Raw genomic sequence first — 20,647 nt, 5'->3', positions numbered from 1 at the left:
GGAAGCCGGCGCCGGGTCGGCAGGGCTGGTGCCGGGTCGGCGGGGCGGGCACCCGGGAACGGGCGCCGGATCGGTGGGCGGGTGCCGGATTGGCGGGGCTGTCGCCGGAAACCGGCGCCGGGTCGGCGGGGTTGGTGCCGGTCGGCGGGGTTGGCGCTGGAAACCGGCGCCGGGTCGGCGGGCGGGCGCCGGATCGGTGGGGCCAGCTCTGTCCGCCGGTGCCGGGTGGGCGGGGCTGGCGCCGGAAACCGGCGCCGTCCACGGACCCTCACCCGGAAGTGTCCGCGACACGGATGATGGTCTTGCCGGGCGCGCCCCGGCGGGCGGTGAACGCGGCGGCCGCCTCGGCGAGCGGCGCCACCGTCCCGACCAGGGGACGCAGGCGCCCGGCCCGTACGCGCCGCGCGAGGTCGGCCAGCCGGTCGCGGTCGGGTTCGACGACGAAGAAGATCGCTCGCCCGTCCTTCGGCCGCACCGCCGGGGGCGCGGCGACGGTGACGAGGGTGCCGCCCGGGCGGACCAGGGCCGCCGACCGCTCGAGGACCTCGCCGCCGAAGACGTCGAGCACCACGTCCGCCTCGGCGGCCTGCGCCCAGTCGCCGCTGTCGAGGGCGAAGAACTCGTCCGCGCCGAGGCCGAGCACGAGGTCGCGGTGCTCGGCCCGGCCGGTGGCGAGCACGCGGGCGCCCGCCTCGCGGGAGAGCTGGACGGCGAGGGAGCCGACCCCGCCCGCGGCGCCGTGGACCAGGACGGTCTGGCCGGTCGTGAGTCCCGCGTGGTCGAACAGGGCTTGCCAGGCGGTCAGCCCGGAGATGGGCAGCGCGGCGGCCACGGTGTGGTCGATGTCCGCCGCGAGCGGGGCGAGGTTGCGGGCCTCCACCGCGGTGTATTCGGCCAGCGTCCCGTCGCGGGTCCAGTCGGTCAGCCCGAAGACCCGCTGGCCCACGGTGAGCCCGGTGGTGCCGTAGCCGAGCTCGGCCACGGTGCCCGACAGCTCGTGCCCGGGGACGCTGGGGGTCCGGTCGCGGCCCGCGCGGTCGGTCCAGGTGGCCGGCCAGTCCAGCTCGCCCGGGGTGAACCCCGCGGCGTGCACCCGCACGACGACGTCGTTTTCGGCGGCGTGGGGGTGCGGCAGCTCGGTGAGGGTGAGGCCGCCGACGCCCGCGGCCCGGTCGGAGACGGTGATCGCTCGCATGCTCGGATCCTTTCCGGACATCAGCTCGGCCACGGCGAGCCCGTGATGCGCTCGACGGTCGTCGTGCGCCGGAAGCCGGGGACGAAGTGTTCGAGGTAGTCCGAGTTGACGGTGCCGTTCGTGGTGCCGGGGCGGTGGCGGAGCCCGTCGACGCTGGTGCGCAGGAACTCCGTCTTGAAGTTCCCGCGCGGGTGGGCGGCGACGATTGCGGCCACCCGGTCGCCGTCCAGTTCGCCGAGGCCGAAGCCGAGGACGTCGGTCAGGACGCCGAAGTGGGTCACCGCGGTTTCCGGGGCCATCCGGCCGGGGATGCCCGGCGTCGTGTGCAGCGCGATCGCGGTCCAGACGGTGCCGGCCGCGGTGGCCGGGAAACCGCGCTCGAGCAGGAACTTGCGCGCGTGGTCGGCGCCGTCGACCTCGAACCGCTGCTCGGTCGCCTCGGCGACCGCCGCCGTTTCGGGGATCTCCAGCCCGGCGATGATTTCCGGCATGTCTCCATGCTGCGTCCCGGGGCCCGGGCGCCGCCGCCTTCATCCGGCCGGGAACCCCTCGGATCCGGACGCTGTGCCAGCATGGACCGGTGTCCGATCATCGCGTCGTGTTCCTCGTCTACGACGGGGTGACGCTGCTCGACCTCGCGGGGCCCGCGGAGGTTTTCAAGGAGGCCAACCGGTTCGGCGCCGGTTACCGGATCGTGCTGCTGTCACCCGACGGTGCCGGCGTCACCTCGAGCCTCGGGGTCCGGATCGCGGTCGACGGCGCCGTCACCGGGGAGCCGGCTCCCGGCACGTACCTGGTGGCCGGTTCGGACGTCTACCCGCGCACCCGCGTCCCCGCCGGCCTGGCGGAGGCCGCGCGGATCCCGGCGGCGACGGCCGGCCGGGTCGCGTCGATCTGCACGGGGGCGTTCGTCCTCGCCGCCGCGGGCCTGCTCGACGGCAAGCGCGTGACCACGCACTGGCAGGTCGCGCACGAGCTCGCCGCCCGCTGCCCGACCTGCCGCGTCGAGCCCGACGCGATCTACGTCCGCGACGGCCGCACGTACACCTCGGCCGGGGTGACGGCCGGCATCGACCTGGCGCTCGCCCTCGTCGAGGAGGACCACGGGGCCGCCCTGGCGCGCGACGTCGCCCGCGCCCTGGTGGTGTACATGCAGCGCGCGGGCGGCCAGTCGCAGTTCTCGGCGCCGCTGCGGGGATCGCCGCCCCGTTCGCCGGCCGTGCGCACGATCACCGACCGGGTGACCGCGAACCCCGACGGCGATCACTCGCTCGGGGAACTCGCCAGGCACCTCAACGTGAGCACCCGGCACCTCACCCGGCTCTTCCACGACGAGCTGGCCACGACGCCGGCCCGCTACGTCGAAAGCATCCGGTTCGACCTGGCCAGGGCGCTGCTCGACCAAGGGCACACCGCCACGCGGGCCGCGACCCTCGCCGGGTTCCCCAGCTACGAAAGCATGCGCCGCGTGTTCGCCAGGAAGCTGTCGATCAGCCCGGCCGCCTACCAGCGCCGGTTCGGCACCGCCCGCCGGTGACCACCGCGCCCGCTGGCGCGGTACCGCCCGGCTGGTGGTGCGGGGCGAGCCCCGCCCGGCCGTGGCCGGATCCGGCCGGGCTCACCTCGCCTGTGGGGCCGTGACCGGCACGCGGGTCGGGGATCCGGCTGCCCGGGGTGCGGGCACGGCGAGCGGGTCCGGTGGGGTGACGCCGGTGGGCTGGTGGGTGAGGAACGCGTGCCTGGCTCCGGTGACCACCGCGCCGGCCGGCGCGGTACCGGCCCGGCCGGTGGTGCGGGGCGAGCCCCGCCCGGTCGTGGCCGGATCCGGCCGGCGTCACCCCGCTTGTGGGGCCGTTACCGGCACGCGGGTCGGGGATCCGGCTGCCCGGGGTGCGGGCACGGCGAATGGGTCCGGCGGGGTGACGCCGGTGGGCTGGTGGGTGAGGAACGCGTGCCTGGCTGCGGCAAAACCGTGGCGGTCGTCGAAGATGTCGGCGCTCATCTCGGCGAGTTCGCGGACGCGGTAGGTCTCCAGGGGCCGGTTCCGCTCGTCGGCGGCCCGGGTGGCGCGCTTGCGCTCGAGGAGCGCGCGAGCTCGCGGACCGCCGGCCAGCCCGGCGGCGTAGTCGAGCGCGGTCGCGGTGAACGACGCCCGGTCGCTCGCCGCGAGCCGGTCCACCAAGCCGAGCTCGGCCGCTTCGCTCGCGCTGATCGGCTCGCAGCGGGTGGTCAGCTGCTGGGCCTGCGCCTCGCCGACCCGGCGGGGGAGCACGTAGGTCCAGTATTCGGAGCCGTAGAGGCCCATGGTCCGGTAGTGCGGGTTGAGCATCACCCCGTCCCGGGCGATCACCTTGTCCGCGCCCAGCGCCAGCATCACGCCGCCGGCGCCCGCGTTGCCGGCGAGCGCCGCGACGACGAGCTGGCCGGTGCAGGTGATGATCTCCCGGCAGACGTCGTCGATCGCGGTGATGTTGCGCCACGCTTCCGCCGCGGGGTCCGGGTGGGCCTCGATGACGCCCAGGTGCAGGCCGTGGGAGAACACCTCGCCACCGGCCAGGACCACGACCTCGGTGTCCTGCGCCACCGCGTGGCGGATCGCCGCGAGCAGCCGGCGGCAGTGCGTGGTGGACATCGCGCCGTTGTAGAAGTCGAAGCTCACCAGCCCGACTTCGCCGGTCCGGCGGTAGCCGATCTCCCCGGAACCCGGAGCCTCCGCGGTCTGCGGCGGCACGGGAGCACCCGCGAGGGCGAGAACGGCCGGCAGCTTGACCGGGACGCCGGAGGTGGTGTCCAGCCGCCGGGCGTGTCCGATCCACAGCGCGCCGTCGCCGGTGCGGACCAGCACGGCGCCGTGCCGGCGCGCCGCGATCGTGCCGGGCTCGCCCGGCGACGCGGTACCGGGATGGGCGTCGAACACCGCGACCGGCACACCGGCCAGCGTGGTGTGCACCCCGGGCCTGCCGTCCGCGGCCCGGATGCGGCGCAGGATGTGCGCGGCGGGCTCGTCCCACGAGAAGCGGCGGTCGGCTTGGCGCACCAGGGGACGGGACCGGCCGGTGACGCCGGGCCGGTGGTAGCGCAGCGATTGCGGCGTGAACCCGGGGGTGGCCGCCTTGCGCACCACCTCGTCGATCAGGCTCACCGCGGCGTCGGCCACCTCGGCGTTGTAGAGGGTGCTCTTGCGCGGCGGCTCGGTGGGCATCCGGAACAGCCGTGAGCCCCAGATCGGCCCCGCGTCCAGATCCCCGGTCGCCTGCAGGGCGGTCACGCCCCAGCGGGGCTCGGCGTCCATGATCGCCCAGTCCAGCGCGGACGGTCCGCGGTCGCCCGGCGGCCCGGGGTGGATGATGATCGTGCGATGACGCCGCCACACGGATTCGGGCACCCGGTGGCGCAGAAACGGGCAGATGATCAACTCCGGATCGATGTCCGAAACGGCGTCGGCGATGGCCGCCGAATCAGGCGCCGTCCGCACGGAGACTTCGTGACCGCGGGCGCGCAGACCGGTCCAGGCGCGCTGACTGAGTCCGTTGAACGCGGTGCACAGCAACAGGATCTTCACCGGGTCTCCACTCAAACAGCCGTCGAGAATGGTGGTCGGAATGCCGGATCTTCGAGGGGCGATCGGATGACCGTCCGACGGTACCCGATTCGCCTCCCGACGCGACGCGGCCAATGGTGTCGGCGTATTCGGCCGACCGGGGCCGCGCGGACACGGAGCGCACCTGCCCGTTGACCGGGCCTTTCTGGCGAATTGTGCTTTCGCTCGAAATAAACCGCTGAACCGAAGGTGTCGAGATTCTCTTCGCGCGGGGAAGCCGCAGAGCCGGCGAGTCCGAGGACCCTGCGGGCGGCGTACCCCCACGCAGGCTTCCGAGGGCACGTCCGGCGGTCCCTTCGGGCAGGCGAACGCGAACCGTGTGTGATGACACCCGGGTGGTGTGTTTACATGGCGGCTTCGGGGTCACCGCGGGTGACTGAGGCGGGGGACGGATGAGCAACCCACTGGTCGCGCAGACCAAGGACTCGACGACGGCGTACTCGGGGGTTTCGCTCCTGGAATCGGCGGCCGACCTGAAGTCCGCCATCGAAAGCGGCGACTGGGCGTCGGTGGCGATGGGGGCCGTGGGCACCGCGCTGGACGCCCTGTCGATGGCGATGGACCCGTTCGGGGCGATCCTGGCCGCCGGGGTCGGGTGGCTGATGGAGCACGTCGGGCCGCTCAAGGAGGCGCTCAACGGGCTGACCGGCAACCCCGACGAGATCACCGCGCAGTCGGAGACCTGGAAGAACATCGCCACCGAGCTGGGCAGCGTCGGCGAGGACCTGACCGCCATGGTCAAGGCCGACACGGCGTCCTGGACCGGCCTCGGCGGCGACTCCTACCGCCAGCGGGCCCAGGACACGGTCACCCTGCTGGAAACCGCCCAAAAGGGCTGTGAAGGCGCTTCCAGCGGGGTGAAGACCGCCGGTGAGGTCGTCGCCGCGGTGCGGGCGCTGGTGCGCGACATCATCGCGGAGCTGATCGGGCACCTGATCAGCTGGGCGCTGCAGGTCGTGTTCACCCTCGGCATCGGCCTGACCTGGGTGGTGCCGCAGGTCATCACCGCGGTCGCGAAGACCGCGTCGAAGATCGCGGACCTGGTGAAACGGCTGGTGAAGGCGCTGCAGGCGCTGATCCCGCTGCTCAAGCGCGCCGGAGACCTCTTCTCGGACGCCGCGAAGGCCCTGCGCAACATCAAGCCGGGCAAGGCCGCGCCGCCGCCGAAGCACGGGGACATCAACGGCAACCCCAAGGACCTCGGCGGGCCCAAGGGCAAGGGCGGGGACGACTCCACCACGGCCGCGGGCGACCACTCGCCGCCCAAGCACGACCCGCCGAAGAACGACCCGCCGCCCGCGAAGAACGACCCGCCCAAGAACGACCCGCCGCCGCCCTCGCGCGGCCTCGACAACCCGCCGGGCGGCGACTCGACCAAGTCCGCCGGCGCCAAGGGCTCCGAGGGGTCGAAGGGGCCGGGCCGGAACACCTCCGAGACCAAGGAACCGGGCTGCAAGGAAGGCAGCGGCGACCCGATCGACGTCCAGACCGGGGACGTCCTGGTCACCGAGAGCGACCTGGTCGTGCCCGGTCCGCTGGGGCAGCTCATCGTCCGCAACCACGTTTCGTCCTACCGGGCCGGGCGTTGGTTCGGGACCTCCTGGGCGTCGCTGGTCGACGAGCGGCTGACCGTCGCGCAGGGGACCGTCACCTACTACAGCGCCGACGCGATGATCCTGCGGTTCCCGGTGCCCGCGCCGGGCGCGACGGCGACCACCTCGCACGGTCCGCTGCGCCGGCTGTACGGGCAGGGCGCCGAATACGTCCTGGAAGATCCCACGCGGGGCACCCTGCGCCGGTTCGTCCCGGCCGAAGGCGACCCGGATCTCTTCCTGCTCAAGGAGATCCGCTCCGAAAACGGCGGCTACACCGAGCTGGACCACGACGCCGACGGCGCGCCGGCGCTGCTCGTGCACTCCGGTGGCGCCCGGATCGCCTTCGACGTCGACGGCGGCCGGATCCGCGCCGTCCGGGCGCTGTCCGAAACGGGGGACGTCCTCGTCGCTCGGTACGACTACGACGAGCACGGGCACCTCAGCCTGCGCGCCAACTCCTCGCCGCGGCCCGCCCGCTACACCCACGACGCCGAAGGCCGGATCACCGGCTGGACCGACCACGTCGGCGCCTGGTACCGCTACGTCTACGACCAGCACGGCCGCTGCGTGCGGGGCGTCGGCGACCAGGGTTACCTCGACGCCGCGCTCGCCTACGCCGACCGGCGCACCACCGTGACCGACTCCTTCGGCAAGCAGACGGTGTACGAGTTCGACGAGGACGGCAACACGATCGCGCGGACCGACCGGCTCGGCGGCGTGACCCGCAGCGAGTGGGGGCCGCGCGACGTGCTGCTGTCCCGCACCGACCCGCTCGGCCGGCGCACCGGGTTCGAGCACGACGCCCACGGCCGGCTCGTCGCCGTGCTGCGGGCCGACGGCTCGCGGGTGGTGATCGCCGAGCGGAGCGACACCGAGCTGGTGATCGAGGTGGCCGAGGGCGACCGGGTCTTCCGCCGCCGCTACGCGGCCCCGAACCTGCCGGACCCTTACACCGACCCGCTCGGCGTGAGCGCGGACCAGCACCTCGAGCGCGCCGGCGACACCGGGCCCGAGCCGGGCTTCGCCGTTCCCCGCGTCGAGGCCGACCTGTTCGGCCGGCCGCGGGCGATCGAGCACGCCGGCGGCCGGACCGCGTACGCGTGGACGGTCGAAGGGTCTCTGCGGGAGGTCCGCGCCGCGAACGGGACCCGGCGGCAGTGGACGTTCGACGGCGAGAGCGCGGAGACGTCCCGCACCGACGAGCTGGGCCGGGTGCAGCGCACCGAAAACGGCCCGATGGGCACGATCGCCGCCACGATCGACGCCACCGGTGCGCGCACCACCCACCGCTACGACACGGAGCTGCGGCTGGTCGCCGTGATCAATCCGGCCGGCCAGACCTGGCACTACACCTACGACGCCGAAGAGCGGCTGCTCTCCCAGACGGACTTCGCCGGCCGGGTCACCCGGTGCGAGTACGACGCCGCGGGACAGCGGGTGCGGCTCACCGGCCCGGCCGGGGAACCCGCGGAATTCCGGTACGACGCGCTGGGCAACGTGACCGAGCGGATCAGCCCGGCCGGCACCGAGACCTACCGCTACGACCCGGTCGGGCGGCTCGTGCACGCCACCGGGCCGGACGGCGTGCTCGAGCTGGCCCACGACGGCGAGGGCCGCCTCACGAAGCAGACGACCGCGGCCGGCACCACGACGTTCGGCTATCCCCACGGGGAAAAGACCCGGCGCACTCCGTCCGGAGTGGACGTCCACTGGGGACAGACCCCGGACGGGGCCGAGGTGCTGCGGGTCGCCGGGACCGAGCTGACCCTGCACCTCGACGCCGCCGGCCGCACGCTCGGCCTTTCCGCCGGGGCGAACCCGTTGCTGCGGCAGGAGTTCGACGTGGCGGGCCGGCTCGCCGCGCAGCACACCCCGGCCGGGGCGACGCGGTACCACCGGCGCCCGGACGGCAGCGTCGCCCACCGGGAGGACCCGGGCGGGGGAGCGCGGTACGAGTTCGACGCCGCCGGCCGCGTCACCGCCGTCCTGCACCCCGGCGGAGCCGAGCGCTACGCCTACGACGTGCTCGGCAACCTGGTCTCCTCCTCGCCGGGCACCGGTCCCGAGGCGGGCCCGCGCCAGTACGCCGGGGGTGTGCTCGCCGCGGCGGGTGCGGTGCGGTACGCCCACGACGCGCAGGGCCGGCTGGTCCGGCGGACCCTGCCCGCGCCGGACGGGACGGCACTGACCTGGACGTTCGGCTGGGACGCCCACGACCACCTGGTCGCGGTGCGCACGCCGGACGGCACCCGGTGGCGCTACCGCTACGACGCGCTGGACCGGCGGATCGCCAAGGAACGGCTGGACACCGCGGGCGCGGTCGCCGAACGGGTCGACTTCGCCTGGGACGGCACGAACCTCGTCGAGGCCCGGCACACCGCCGGTGGCGTGCCGGTGGAGACCCTGACCTGGATCCACCACCCCGACGAGGACCGGGTGGTGGCGCAGGCGCGCACCCGGCCCGACGGGCGGGTCGAGGTGTCCGCCGTGATCACCGACGAGGTCGGCACTCCGACCGAGCTGGTCAGCCCGGACCACGGCACGGTCAGCCCGGTGCGGACGAGCCTGTGGGGCCTGACCGCGGCCGGTGTCCGCCCGCCGACACCGCTGCGGTTCCCGGGGCAGTACCTCGACGCGGAGACCGGCCTGCACTTCAACGTCTTCCGCTACTACGACCCGGCCAACGCCCGCTACATCTCGCCGGACCCGCTCGGCCTGACCCCGGCGTTGAACCCCGAGACCTACGTCGAGGACCCGTTCGTCGCGGCCGACCCGCTCGGCCTGACGAGGAACAACGGCAAGGTCGTCAACTACGCCGACGACCCGACCGCGTTCCTCGACGACGACGCCACCTTCGAGGCGCCGGCCCCGTGCAAGAAGGGCTCGAAGAAGCGCCCGAACCCCAACCCCGGCGCCGGCAACGGCGCCGCCGGGGCGGGCTCCGGCACCAAGAAGCCCCGGACCGGCCGGTACGACCCGCCGATCACCGGCGACGCCAACAAGCCGCACGGCGATTCCGGCCGCACGGTGATGGAAGGCGGCGGGAAGTCGGGCACCGGCTCGATCGACGGCTCCGGCAAGGGCAAGTACCCCGGCGGGACCACGCCGGCGGGCAACCACCTCACCGACGTCAACGACCTGAACGCGACCAAGCACGCGAACTACGACCCGCGCCTGCAGGCCGAGCTCGACAAGCTCCGCAACCCCAACGACAAGAACGGGTACAAGCCCGACACCGACGAGGGTTACTTCATCAAGGGGCACCTGAAGAACAACGACCTCGGCGGCTCCGGCACCGCGGACAACATGACCACGCTGTCCCGCAAGGCGAACTCCCAGATGTCGGGCAACTTCGAGAACAAGCTCAAACAGGCCGACATCCGGATCGGCCAGTTCAAGGACAGCGTCAACAACATGAGCGACACGGCGTTGCAGCGGAAGATGAGCGAGTGGGGCATCAACTCGACACCGGCGGAGTTCCGCAAGCAGGCCAACGACCTCAGGGTGGACTACTCGGTCACGGCCAGTGACAACGTCAAGTGGAAGGACGCCGCCAACCCGGCCGAACAAGGCATCCGCGACCACGTCAAGCTCGACGCCGAGTACAAGGGCTTGACCTCCGACGTGCAGAAGTTCATCCAGCACAACAAGGAGGACAACTTCCTGCCGGAGTTCCCGCCGAAGGGAACGAAGCTGGACACGATCAGCGGCGCGTTCGACCCCCCGATCAAATGGGGCTCTAACCGGCCGATGCCCAACCTCGGCGAATAGCCGGGCCGCTCCCCGGCGGCGACGCCGGGGAGCGGCCTTGGTCCGGGAGTCAGGCGGGCGAGGTGACGAGCGCGGCCATCTGCTTCTCCACGCTCTTGGGCGAGGACCGGAACTGCCCGCCGAACGCCACCGCGAACGGGTCCGGGAAGACGTCCTCCTCGCCGGCCTCGATCCCGTCGAGGATCGCGTGGGCGACGGCCGGGGCGGGTGTCTTGGTGAACGCGGCCGGCAGGTCCTTCGTCATGTCGGTGTCGACGGGCCCCGGGTAGACGCCGTGCACCGACACCCCCCGTCCGGCCAGTGACGCCCGCGACGCCTGGGTCAACGAGTGCTGCGCGGCCTTCGAGGCGCTGTAGGTGGGCTGGAGCGGCACGTTGGTCAGGCCGGCGGCCGACCCGATGTAGACGAGCGTTCCGCGGTGGCGCACCAGCGTGTCCCGGAACGCGTGCAGCATGCGCAGCGCGCCGAAGTAGTTGACTTCCATCTCCCGCCGGGCCACCTCGACGATCGCCTCGTCGGCGAGGTCCGTCGGCTCGAACGCACCGGCGTTGTTGACCAGCACGTCGACGTCGGTGGCGGTCCGCGCGACGGCCGCGACCTGTTCGGCGTCGGTCACGTCGAGCCGCAGCGGGACGACACGTTCTCCGTGCCGTTCCCGCAACGCCTCGACGGTCTGCACGTCCCGTGCCGTGGCGTAGACCTTCTTCGCGCCGCGCTCCAGCAACGCTTCCGTGACGGCGCGTCCGATGCCGCGGTTGGCTCCGGTCACCAGGGCGACCGATCCTTCGAACCGGGTGGATTCCTGCATTTCGTTCTCCTGTGGGTGATTCGGGCAAAGTCAGGCGTCGTGGGTGCCGTGCTGGTCCCGGTCCTCGCGCGTCGGTGCGGGAAGCGAGCGGGGCAGGCCGAACGCGGGGAGCACGCCGCTGTCGAAGCGGGTGAGGGCGCGGATGCGGTCGCCGGCGAGGGTCAGGACGACCAGCCCGGCACCGTGGCGGATCCCGGTCGGGGCGCGCAGGTAGGTGCCCAGCGCCGGCTGGCCGTTCGCGCGCGTCGGGACGAAGTCGTAGCCCCAGGCGGGGTTCAGCATGGTGGTGTAGAAGCGTTCGACAGCCGCCCGGCCGTGGTACTCGAGGGGAACCGGCGGCATGGACACGCGGACGTCGTCGGTCAGCAGGGCCAGGAGGGCTTGGAGGTCGTACGACGAGTACGCGCGGACGAACTTCGCCACCAGCTCCTGCTCGGCCGGTGACCCGGGTGACGGAGCGGGTTCCCGGCCTCCGTCCGGCGGCCGGCGCGGCAACCCGCCGCGGGCGCGTTTCAACGCGCTGGTGATCGATTCCACGGTCGTGCCGAGCAGGTCCGCGACTTCCTTGGCGCGGTAGCCGAGCACGTCCCGCAGGATCAGCACCGCGAGCTGCCGGGGCGGCAGCGTCTGGAGCGCGGTCACGAACGCCAGCGAAATGGCCTCGAGCTGTTCGTACCGGACCGCCGGGCCGGGCGGCGCGCCCAGTCCGCCGTCGAGCAGCGCGTCCGGGTAGGGCTCGAGCCAGGCGACCTCACCGAGCCGGCTCGGCTCCGGCAGCTCGGTGCCGGGAACGTCCCAGTCCACCGCCGGACGGCGGCTCGCCGAGCGCAGCACGTCGAGGCACCGGTTGGTGGCGATGCGGTACAGCCACGTGCGGACGGACGCCCGCTCCTCGAACGCCCCGACGTGCTGCCACGCCGACAGCAGCGTGTCCTGAAGCGCGTCCTCGGCGTCCTGGAAAGACCCCAGCATCCGGTAGCAGTGCACGTGGAGCTCACGGCGATACGGTCCGATCAGCTCACGAAACGCTTCACCGTCCCCGGCACGAGCCCTCCCCAGCAGCTCCGCAGCAGCCATGCCCACTGTCGTGTCCCTCTTCCTCGTCGCGGCGTTCGCAGTACTGACGCCGGCGACGGCCGGAAGTGGGCGGTCCGTGACGATTTTGTTTCCCCGTCGCCGCGGCTGCGGCAGGTGTTCGGCGCGGCGGCCCCGGCAACCGGGCCACCCTGTTCCCGGCCCTGACCTGCGGTGACGCGCAGCCATCGGTCAGCGGTTCCAGTGTTCGGCGAGCAGTTCGTAGGACCGCACGCGGTCGGTGTGCGCATGGGTGATGGTCGTGATGACGAGCTCGTCCGCGCCGGTCGCCTCCTGCAGCTGCCGCAGACGCCAGGTGCCGCGCGGTGGCGTCGTCGGCGACGACCACGTCCGCGGACACCGCGACGTGCGGGCGGGGGAGTTCGTCCGAGGGCTGGAACGCCTGCCGGTAGGCGTCGACGGCTTCGAGCACGCTGGACGGGCTGACGTGGTAGTTGGCGGCGAACCGCAGGATTCAGATCTGGGGCCGGGCGCCTTCGCCGGGCACGGCGTGGGCTTCCAGCCCGTCGGCGGCGCGGTAGGTGCCGTAGAGCAGGGCGAGGATGTCGTCGACCTGCTCACCGTAGTCGGGGGACTCGGCGCCGGGTTGCTGCAGCAGCGCGAACGTCAGGCCGAGGCGGGGTGACCGGGCGAGGCCGCTGAAGTCGGGTTTCGCCGGGATGGGCAGGCCGTTGGCCGCCGGGGCGGGCGCCGGTCGCGGGGCCGCCGCCGCGTATTCGCGGACCAGCTGCTTGCCGCTGCGGCCGAGCCCGAGGTCGAGCCGCCCGGGATGCAGTGCTTCGAGGAGACCGAATTCTTCGACCACCGCCAAGGGCGTGCGGTGGGCGAGCTGGACGCCCGCGGAGCCGAGCCGGATCCGGTCGGTGGCCCCGGCCACGAGGGCGATCAGGACCGGCGGGGACGCCCCGGCCACGCCGGGGTTGAGGTGGTGTTCGGCGAACCAGTAGCGGTGGTAGCCGAAGCGTTCGGCCTGCCGGGCGAGGTCGACGGTGTTGCGGACCGCTTCGGCCACACCGGATCCGGAACTGACCGGGACGAGGTCGAGCACCGACAGGGGGATGTCAGCCACGGGCGTTCCTCCTGTCCGGTCCGGGTGTCCGATCGCGATTGTGGGTCGTGAGCGCCGCGGCGGGGAAGGATGCCCGCCGGGTGGAACGACTTGACGGCACGAGGCCCACCGGCGGCACGATGATCGGGTTCCACCGAGCGGACGGAGCCGCGCGATGAGATTCCAGGTCCTGGACATCCTGCCCCACTTGACGAATCCGGTGACCGGTCGCCGGATCCGCCCCGACGAGCGCTTCGCCCAAGCGCTCACGTCGGCGCGCTACGCGGAGGAATTCGGGTTCGACGCCGTCGCGCTCGGCGAACGGCACGCGGGGCAGTTCCTGAGCAGCGGCGTCACCGTGCTGCTCGGCGCGATCGCCGCGACGACGAGCCGGGTGCGGATCCAGACCGGGGTCTCGGTCCTGTCGATCCACGATCCGCTGCGGGTGGCCGAGGACTACGCCACGGTCGACCAGCTCTCCCGCGGACGGCTGGAACTGGTGATCGGCAAGGGCAACGAACTGCGTCAGCTGCCGATGTTCGGCATCGGCGACGGCGACCAGTGGGACGCGCTCGCGGAAAAGTACGAGCTGCTGAGGCGGCTCTGGCGGGAAGAGGACCTCGACTGGGAAGGCCGGTTCCGCGGTCCGCTGCACGGGGTCACCAGCCTGCCGCGTCCGTTCGCGGGCGCGCCGCGGATCTGGCACGGCTCGGCGACCACGCTGACCTCGGCCGAGCTGGCGGCGAAGTGGGGTGACCCGTTGTTCTCGGCCAACGCCCTCCAGCCACGGGACCGGTACACCGTGCTCATCGAGCACTACCGCAAGCACCACGCCGAACACGGCCACGACCCGCGGTTCGCCTTCGTCGGCGCCGGTGCCGGGTTCCTGTACCTGGCCGACACCACGCAGGAAGCGCGCGAGGCGTTCGGCCCGACCTACGAGAAGATCGTCGAGTTCTTCAACCAGCCGGGGAACCACACGCCGGGCAACCCGATGGAGTTCCCGACGGTCGACGACGCCATCGCGCGCGGCCCGGTACTGGTCGGCAGCCCACAGCAGATCGCCGAGAAGATCCTGTGGTGGCACGAAGCCTACGGGCACGACCTGCAGTCGTTCAGTCTGCCCACGATGATCCCGCACGAGCAGCAGCTGGACATGCTCGAACGCTTCGCCGCCGAAGTCGTGCCGGTGGTGCGCGCCGCCGCGCCCACGGCACTGTGGACCGACCAGGACCCCTACGGCGGCCGCCCCGCCGTCCACGGACGCACCACGGCCGACGCGGCGGCCACCATCGAACGAGCGGCGCTGTGACTGTCCGAAGCGGACCCTAGCCCCGGGGCGCCTCGATCCCGAGGTGCTCACGCAGGGTCGAGCCGGTGTACTCCGTCCGGAACGAGCCGCGCTCCTGCAGCAGGGGCACCACCGTGTCGGCGAACTCGTCGAGGCCGCCGGGGGTGACGTGCGGGACCAGGATGAAGCCGTCGCTCGCGTCGGCTTGGACCAGGTCGTCGATCGCCGCCGCCACCGTGGCCGGGGAGCCGATGAACGTCTGCCTGCCGGTGACCTCGATGATCAGGTCGCGGGTGGACAGGTTCTTCGCCTCCGCCAGCTGCCGCCATTCGCGGGCCGTGGCCACGGGGTCGCGGTACATCCGGACGCTGGCGCGGCCGGGGGCGATCGTGGAGCCGTCGACCACCGGGTCCGTCGCGGGCAGCGGGCCTTCGGGGTCGTGGCCGGACAGGTCGGTGTTCCAGACCTGTTCGAGGAACTTGATCGCCGTCTGCCCGCTGACCTGCTGCCGCCGCACGACGTGGGCGCGCTCGTGGGCGTCGGCGTCGGTGTCGCCGAGGACGAACGTCGCCGCCGGCAGGATCACCAGCTGCTCCGGCGTGCGGCCGTACTTCGCCAGGCGGCCCTTGACGTCGGAGTAGAACGCCTGCCCGGCTTCGAGGGTGCCGTAGCGGCTGAAGATCGCGTCGGCGGTGGCCGCGGCGAACTCGCGGCCCTCGTCGGAGTCACCCGCCTGGATGATCACCGGACGGCCCTGGGGACTGCGCGGCACCGGGAACCGGCCCTCGATGTCGAAGTGCGCGTCGTGGTGGGCGAAGGCACCCGCTTCCGAGTCGCGCAGGAACACGCCGGTCCCGGCGTCGGCGGCGAGCTCGTCGCCGCGCCAGGAGTCGAACAGCTCCCACGCGGTGCGCAGGAACGTCTCGGCGCGCTCGTAGCGCTGGTCCTGGGGCAGGAACCCGCCGCGGCGGAAGTTCTCGCCGGTGAAGGCGTCCCACGACGTGACGACGTTCCACGCGGCGCGCCCGGCCGAAAGGTGGTCCAGCGAGGCGAACTGGCGGGCCACCTCGAACGGCTCGTTGAACGTCGAGTTGATCGTGCCGGCCAGTCCGAGCCGCTCGGTGACCGCGGCCAGCGCGGACAGCACGGTGAAGGTGTCCGGACGGCCGACGACGTCGAGGTCGTAGATCTGCCCGTTCTGCTCGCGCAGCCGCAGGCCCTCGGCGAGGAAGAAGAAGTCGAACTTCGCGCGCTCGGCGGTCTGCGCGAGCCTGACGAAGGAGCTGAATTCGATGTGGCTGCCGGCTTCGGGGTCGCTCCACACGGTCGTGTTGTTGACGCCGGGGAAGTGCGCCGCGAGGTGGATCTGCTTGCGGGTCATCTCGGGGGCCTCCTCAGACGGCGGCGTAGCGGTTGGCGGGCCGGGAAAGGCCGAGCAGGCCCCGCAGGGTGCTCGCCTCGTATTCGGTGCGGAACAGCCCGCGGGCCCTCAGCTCCGGGGCCAGGCCGCGGGTGATGGCGATCAGGTCGTGCGGGACCGCGCCGGGCCGCAGGCGGAAGCCGGAGAGCCCGGCTTGCTGCCAGTCGAGCAGCAGGTCGGCGAGGCCGGCCGGGGTACCGGTGAAGACGTACGCGTCGGAGGTGTACTCCGCGCCGAACCGGTCGTCGAGGCGGGCCTTGCGGTCGGCGGCGGCCTGCTCGGTCTCGTCGAGGAACACCACGACGTCGCCGAAGACGTGCAGGGTTTCGCCGCCGCGGCCCGCCTTCTCCTGCTCCTCGCGCACCGCGGAGACGATCTCGCCGGCCTGCGCGCGGTCGAAGGGCGTCACGTAGACGACGTCGGCGGCGCGGGCGGCGAGCCGGTAGGGAATCGCGGCGTGGGCCAGCGAGCTGACCGGCGGCTGGCCCTGGGGCGGGCGCGGGGTGATCGACGGGCCCTTGACCGAGAACCAGCGTCCCTCGAAGTCGATGTAGTGCAGCTTCTCGCGGTCGACGAAGCGGCCGGTGGCGACGTCGCGGATCTCGGCGTCGTCCTCCCAGCTGTCCCACAGCCGCCGCAGCACCTCGACGTAGTCCGCGGCCTCGTCGAACAGGTCGGCGAGCGGGCTGGGCCGGTCCGGTTCGGCCGAGTCCTCCAGCCGGAACTCGCCGAACCGGCGGCGGCCGAAGTGCCGGTTGTCGGCGGCCCGGCCGGCGACCTGGACGCGGACCCCGGCCCGGCCGGTGCTGACGTAGTCGAGCGTGGCGATCGCCTTGGACAGGTGGAACGGCTCGGTGTGGGTGACCACGGCGGTCGGCACCAGCCCGATGTGCGAGGTGAGCGGGGCGACGCGGGCGGCGACCAGCACGGCGTCGAGCCGGCCCTGGACGATGTCGGTGCGCTCGCCCGGCTGGTCGAGGTAGCTGACGGTCTGCAGGGCCAGGGAGTCTTCGATGGTGACGAAGTCCAGCTTGCCCGACTCGGCCTCCCGGACCAGCTCGGTCCAGTAGCCGGCGGTGAGCAGCTCACGCGGCCGTGCGTCCGGTTCGCGCCACGCGGCGGGGTGCCACCCCGCCCCGTCCAGCGCGACGGCGATCCGCGGTCCGGTTCCTGAAGCCATCCGGGCTGTCCCTTCTCCTCGGCCGACGTCCGTAGTGTGCGCCGGATTCCGCGCCTCGGGCGCGACCGGCCAACTGCTGGGACGCCGGGAATAAAACGCGGGTCACCCGTGCACGACCGGGCCGGCGCCGGACCGGCCGGAGCCGCGAGCGACGACGCGGGGCGATCGTCGACTCCATGTCCCGGGTCACGGCACGCCGGTGTACGCACCCCGCACGATGACGGCCTCGATCAGCTACGTGGGCCACGGAATCGCCCCCGCGGAGGCGTGTGCTTCCAGGATCTGGAACTCGCGGCGGGCTCGTTGACCCGGGCCGGTCCGGGTTCCTAAAGTCGGGGATGTCAGCGGAAAAGCGTCCCGTGCCCGGACGCCTTCCTCCCCATTTCCCCTTTTCCGGAGCAGGTATTCCCATGCCCGAATCCGTCTGGGTCGCCCAGTCTGATCCGCGGGTCCGGCCGTTGCTCGACGACCTGGCCCGCGAATACGCGACGCGATACCGCCGCGCGCTCGTCGACGAGCACCACAAGCTCCGGGAATACCCCGCCGAGCATTTCTCCCCGCCCGAGGGTGGTCTGCTGCTGCTCCTGCACGGCGGCCAGGCCGTCGCCGGCGGCGCGTTCCAGCGCTACGACGGCGAAACCGCCGAGCTCAAACGGATCTGGACGCACCGCGCGCACCGCGGCCGGGGGCTGGCGCGCCGCGTCGTCGCCGAGCTGGAGGCCGAAGCCGCGAGCCGCGGGTACACGCGGATCCACCTGACCACGGGCCCGAACCAGCCCGAGGCGCGTGGGCTCTACCTGGCCACCGGCTACACCCCGCACTTCGACGTCGACGCCGTCCCCAGGACGCGGTTGTCGTTCTCGAAAGCGCTTCCTGCCGCGGTGGGCGCGAGATGACCAGCGATCTCGGCACCCGGCCCGCGCCCGCCGCGGCCCCGGAGGAGGCACTGAAGATCGTGCCGGCCCGGCATCCGCTGACCTGGATCGCCGCCGTGGTCGTGGCGGTGCTGGTGGCGATGGCCGGGCACGCGCTGGTGACCAACAAGGCGTTCGACTGGCCGACGTTCGCGCGGTTCGTCTTCCAGAAATCGATCCTGGAAGCGGTCGCGCTGACCCTGGAGCTGACGGCGTTCGGCGTGGTCGCCGGATTCCTCCTCGGGACCGTTCTGGCCTTGATGCGCATTTCCCGCAACCCGTTGCTGCGCGCGGTGAGCTGGACCTACACGTGGATCTTCCGGTCGGTCCCGCTCATCCTGCAGCTGCTGTTCTGGTACAACCTGGCGATCCTGTACAACGAGATCTCCTTCGGGATCCCGTTCGGGCCGTCGTTCGTCTCCGTGGGCACGATGAGCCTCATCCCGCCGTTCCTGGCCGCCGGTCTCGGGCTCGCCCTGCACCAGGGGGCCTACGCCGCGGAGATCGTGCGCGCCGGGTTCCTTTCGGTCGACGCGGGGCAGCACGAAGCCGCCGCGGCGCTGGGCATCCCGGCCGGGCGGCAGTTCCGGAGGATCGTGCTGCCGCAGGCGATGCGCACGATCGTGCCCACCGCGGCCAACGAGATCGTCGGCCTGCTGAAGTCGACGTCGGTGGTCTACGTGATGGCCCTGCCCGAGCTGTTCTACCAGGTCCAGGTGATCTACACGCGCAGCGGCCGCGTGATCCCGCTGCTGCTCGTCGCCACCGCCTGGTACCTCGCGTTGACCACGGTGCTCTCGGTCGTGCAGTACTACACCGAACGCCGCCTGGGGCGTGGCGCATGAGCGGGGAGTACATGGTGGACGTCCGGGGCGTGCACAAGAGCTTCGGCGCGCTGACCGTCCTCGACGGTGTCGATCTCCAGGTCCGGCACGGGGAAGTGACCGTCCTCCTGGGACCGTCCGGGTCCGGGAAGTCGACCTTGCTGCGGCTGATCAACCACCTCGAACGCGCCGACCGCGGCTTCATCAGCGTCGGTGGCGAGCTGATGGGGTACCGCCGGGCCGGCGACCGCCTGCACGAGCTCAAGGAACGCGAAATCCTCAAGCAGCGCACGAAGATCGGGTTCGTCTTCCAGAACTTCAACCTGTTCGGGCACCTGACCGTGCTGGAGAACGTCGTCGAGGCGCCGATCTCCGCGCAACGCCGGTCGCGCGCCGAAGCCGAAACCAAGGCCCGCGAGCTGCTCGCGCGCGTCGGGCTCGCGGAGAAGGCCGGGGAGTACCCGCGGCGGCTGTCCGGCGGCCAGCAGCAGCGCGTCGCGATCGCGCGGGCGCTGGCCCTCGAACCGGACGTCCTGCTCTTCGACGAACCCACCTCCGCCCTCGACCCCGAGCTGGTCGGCGAGGTCCTGGAAGTGATCCGCGACCTGGCGAAGGCGGGCACGACCATGGTCGTCGTCACCCATGAGCTGGGCTTCGCGCGCGAAGTCGCCGACGCCGTCGTCTTCCTGGACGAAGGCCGCGTGGTCGAACAGGGCACCCCCGCCGAAGTCCTCGACCACCCCCGTCACGCCCGCACCCGGGCCTTTGTGGAGAAAGTACTTTGAGGAGAACGATGAGACTGCGCACGCTCCTGCTCGCTTCGGTGTTCGCGCTCGCCGCGTGCGGCAGCCCGGAAGCCGCCACGGCTCCGGCGGACCGGCCGGGCGGGGTGAACATCACCGCGAACCAGAACCGCGTCCGGGCGCAGAAGGTGGACGCGATCGCCGCGCTCGTGCCCGCGGACATCCGGGCCCGCGGCAGCCTGGTCGCCGGGACCACCGGCAACGGCACGCCGCCGCTGTCGTTCCGCGCGGACGACGACAAGACGGTCATCGGCGTCGAGCCCGACCTGGCGCAGCTGGTCGCCGACGTGCTCGGGCTGAAGCTCGACCTGCGGGCGTCGTCGTGGGAGAACCTGTTCCTCTCGGTCGAGAACCGGCAGTTCGACGCCGGGTTCTCCAACATCACCGTGACCGAGGAGCGCAAGGACAAGTACGACTTCGCCACCTACCGCAGGGACACCATCGCGTTCGAGGTGAAGAACGAGAAGAACATCGTGGTGAAGGAGCCCAAGGACATCGCCGGCCTGACCGTCGGGATCGGCGCCGGGACGAACCAGGAGCAGATCCTGCTGCGGTGGGACCAGCAGAACAAGGCGGCCGGGCTGGCCCCGGTGAAGTTCCAGTACTACCAGGTGACCTCCGACTACTACCTCGCGCTGCAGTCCGGCCGCATCGACGTCTACGTCGGCCCGAACCCGACCGCGGCCTACCACGTCGCCGTGGACGGCAGGACGAAGATCGTCGGCACGGTTTCGGGCGGCGGCACCATCCCCGCGGACATCGCCGCGATGACGAAGAAGGACAGCGGCCTGGTGAAGGCGCTGCAGCAGGCGCTGGAGACGGTGATCGGGAACGGGCAGTACGCCGAGGTCCTCAAGCGCTGGAACCTGACTTCGGAGGCGCTGCCCGCGTCCGAGGTGAACCCCCAGGGCCTGCCCCGCAAGTGAACCCGCCCAGCGGCGGGTGCGGGTCGTCGCGGTGGGCCCGGGCGTGGGGTTCCGTCGCGCGTAAGTTTCACCGGCGCTCGGGCGATCATTGACCTCGTCGGCGGCCGCTCTTATCGTGAGTCCTGTCTTCGGTTGACGACCGGACGCATTCACGGCACGCACTTGCCGCATTTCCC

At 72.3% G+C, this 20,647-nt stretch carries 14 protein-coding genes and 1 pseudogene; 7 read left to right on the top strand and 8 right to left on the bottom strand.

Annotated features, from left to right (window positions below):
* Window positions 1-268 precede the first annotated feature (268 nt).
* Complete coding sequence (locus tag DV20_RS11760) at window positions 269-1,195, bottom strand: NADP-dependent oxidoreductase (RefSeq protein ID WP_043779482.1); 927 nt, start codon at window positions 1,193-1,195, stop codon at window positions 269-271.
* A 20-nt stretch (window positions 1,196-1,215) separates the two neighbouring features.
* Complete coding sequence (locus DV20_RS11755) at window positions 1,216-1,686, bottom strand: hypothetical protein (RefSeq protein WP_043779316.1); 471 nt, start codon at window positions 1,684-1,686, stop codon at window positions 1,216-1,218.
* Between the two features lie 89 nt (window positions 1,687-1,775).
* Between DV20_RS11755 and DV20_RS11750 the strand changes: the two genes are divergently transcribed.
* Window positions 1,776-2,732: a GlxA family transcriptional regulator gene (locus DV20_RS11750; protein WP_043779315.1), complete on the top strand. Its 957-nt coding sequence runs from the start codon at window positions 1,776-1,778 to the stop codon at window positions 2,730-2,732.
* A gap of 297 nt (window positions 2,733-3,029) precedes the next feature.
* Here DV20_RS11750 and DV20_RS11745 read toward each other — a convergent pair whose 3' ends face one another.
* Window positions 3,030-4,757, bottom strand: coding sequence for a hydrogenase maturation protein (locus DV20_RS11745; protein WP_043779312.1), 1,728 nt, complete (start codon window positions 4,755-4,757; stop codon window positions 3,030-3,032).
* A 431-nt stretch (window positions 4,758-5,188) separates the two neighbouring features.
* Between DV20_RS11745 and DV20_RS11740 the strand changes: the two genes are divergently transcribed.
* A complete protein-coding gene (locus tag DV20_RS11740) occupies window positions 5,189-10,162 on the top strand; it encodes an RHS repeat-associated core domain-containing protein (protein WP_235190793.1) in 4,974 nt (1,657 codons plus the stop codon).
* A 49-nt stretch (window positions 10,163-10,211) separates the two neighbouring features.
* Here DV20_RS11740 and DV20_RS11735 read toward each other — a convergent pair whose 3' ends face one another.
* From DV20_RS11735 to DV20_RS46490, 3 genes and pseudogenes are all read right to left on the bottom strand, one after another.
* Window positions 10,212-10,970 (bottom strand): SDR family oxidoreductase, encoded by a 759-nt coding sequence (locus tag DV20_RS11735; RefSeq protein WP_043779311.1) that lies wholly within the window; start codon window positions 10,968-10,970, stop codon window positions 10,212-10,214.
* Between the two features lie 30 nt (window positions 10,971-11,000).
* On the bottom strand, window positions 11,001-12,047 hold the full coding sequence (locus DV20_RS11730; RefSeq protein WP_043779310.1) for a sigma-70 family RNA polymerase sigma factor: 1,047 nt from the start codon (window positions 12,045-12,047) through the stop codon (window positions 11,001-11,003).
* A 754-nt stretch (window positions 12,048-12,801) separates the two neighbouring features.
* A pseudogene (locus tag DV20_RS46490) lies at window positions 12,802-13,125 on the bottom strand (LLM class flavin-dependent oxidoreductase); the annotation flags it as partial.
* A gap of 163 nt (window positions 13,126-13,288) precedes the next feature.
* On the opposite strand from DV20_RS46490, the gene DV20_RS11720 reads away from it, so the two are divergent.
* Window positions 13,289-14,425, top strand: coding sequence for an LLM class flavin-dependent oxidoreductase (locus DV20_RS11720; protein WP_043779307.1), 1,137 nt, complete (start codon window positions 13,289-13,291; stop codon window positions 14,423-14,425).
* Between the two features lie 16 nt (window positions 14,426-14,441).
* Here the strand turns inward: DV20_RS11720 and DV20_RS11715 are convergent, their stop codons facing one another.
* Window positions 14,442-15,785 (bottom strand): NtaA/DmoA family FMN-dependent monooxygenase, encoded by a 1,344-nt coding sequence (locus tag DV20_RS11715; RefSeq protein ID WP_043779302.1) that lies wholly within the window; start codon window positions 15,783-15,785, stop codon window positions 14,442-14,444.
* Window positions 15,786-15,798: 13 nt separating this feature from the next.
* Entirely contained in the window at window positions 15,799-17,004 is a 1,206-nt protein-coding gene (locus tag DV20_RS11710; protein WP_043779298.1) for an LLM class flavin-dependent oxidoreductase, read from the bottom strand.
* 410 nt (window positions 17,005-17,414) lie between these two features.
* On the opposite strand from DV20_RS11710, the gene DV20_RS11705 reads away from it, so the two are divergent.
* Genes DV20_RS11705 through DV20_RS11690 form a run of 4 tightly spaced genes read left to right on the top strand, consistent with a single transcriptional unit; the run spans window position 17,415 to window position 20,471 of the window.
* On the top strand, window positions 17,415-17,900 hold the full coding sequence (locus DV20_RS11705; RefSeq protein ID WP_043779295.1) for a GNAT family N-acetyltransferase: 486 nt from the start codon (window positions 17,415-17,417) through the stop codon (window positions 17,898-17,900).
* Complete coding sequence (locus tag DV20_RS11700; protein WP_043779292.1) at window positions 17,897-18,763, top strand: amino acid ABC transporter permease; 867 nt, start codon at window positions 17,897-17,899, stop codon at window positions 18,761-18,763. Before DV20_RS11705 ends, DV20_RS11700 begins: the two co-directional genes overlap by 4 nt.
* Window positions 18,760-19,527, top strand: a complete 768-nt coding sequence (locus tag DV20_RS11695) for an amino acid ABC transporter ATP-binding protein (protein ID WP_043779289.1) — start codon at window positions 18,760-18,762, stop codon at window positions 19,525-19,527. Before DV20_RS11700 ends, DV20_RS11695 begins: the two co-directional genes overlap by 4 nt.
* Window positions 19,528-19,535: 8 nt before the next feature.
* Window positions 19,536-20,471, top strand: a complete 936-nt coding sequence (locus tag DV20_RS11690) for an ABC transporter substrate-binding protein (protein ID WP_043779285.1) — start codon at window positions 19,536-19,538, stop codon at window positions 20,469-20,471.
* Window positions 20,472-20,647: the final 176 nt, after the last annotated feature.

The sequence above is a fragment of the Amycolatopsis rifamycinica genome, assembly GCF_000695625.1.
GTDB lineage: Bacteria > Actinomycetota > Actinomycetes > Mycobacteriales > Pseudonocardiaceae > Amycolatopsis > Amycolatopsis rifamycinica.
This window is presented reverse-complemented; position numbering and strand designations above follow the sequence as displayed.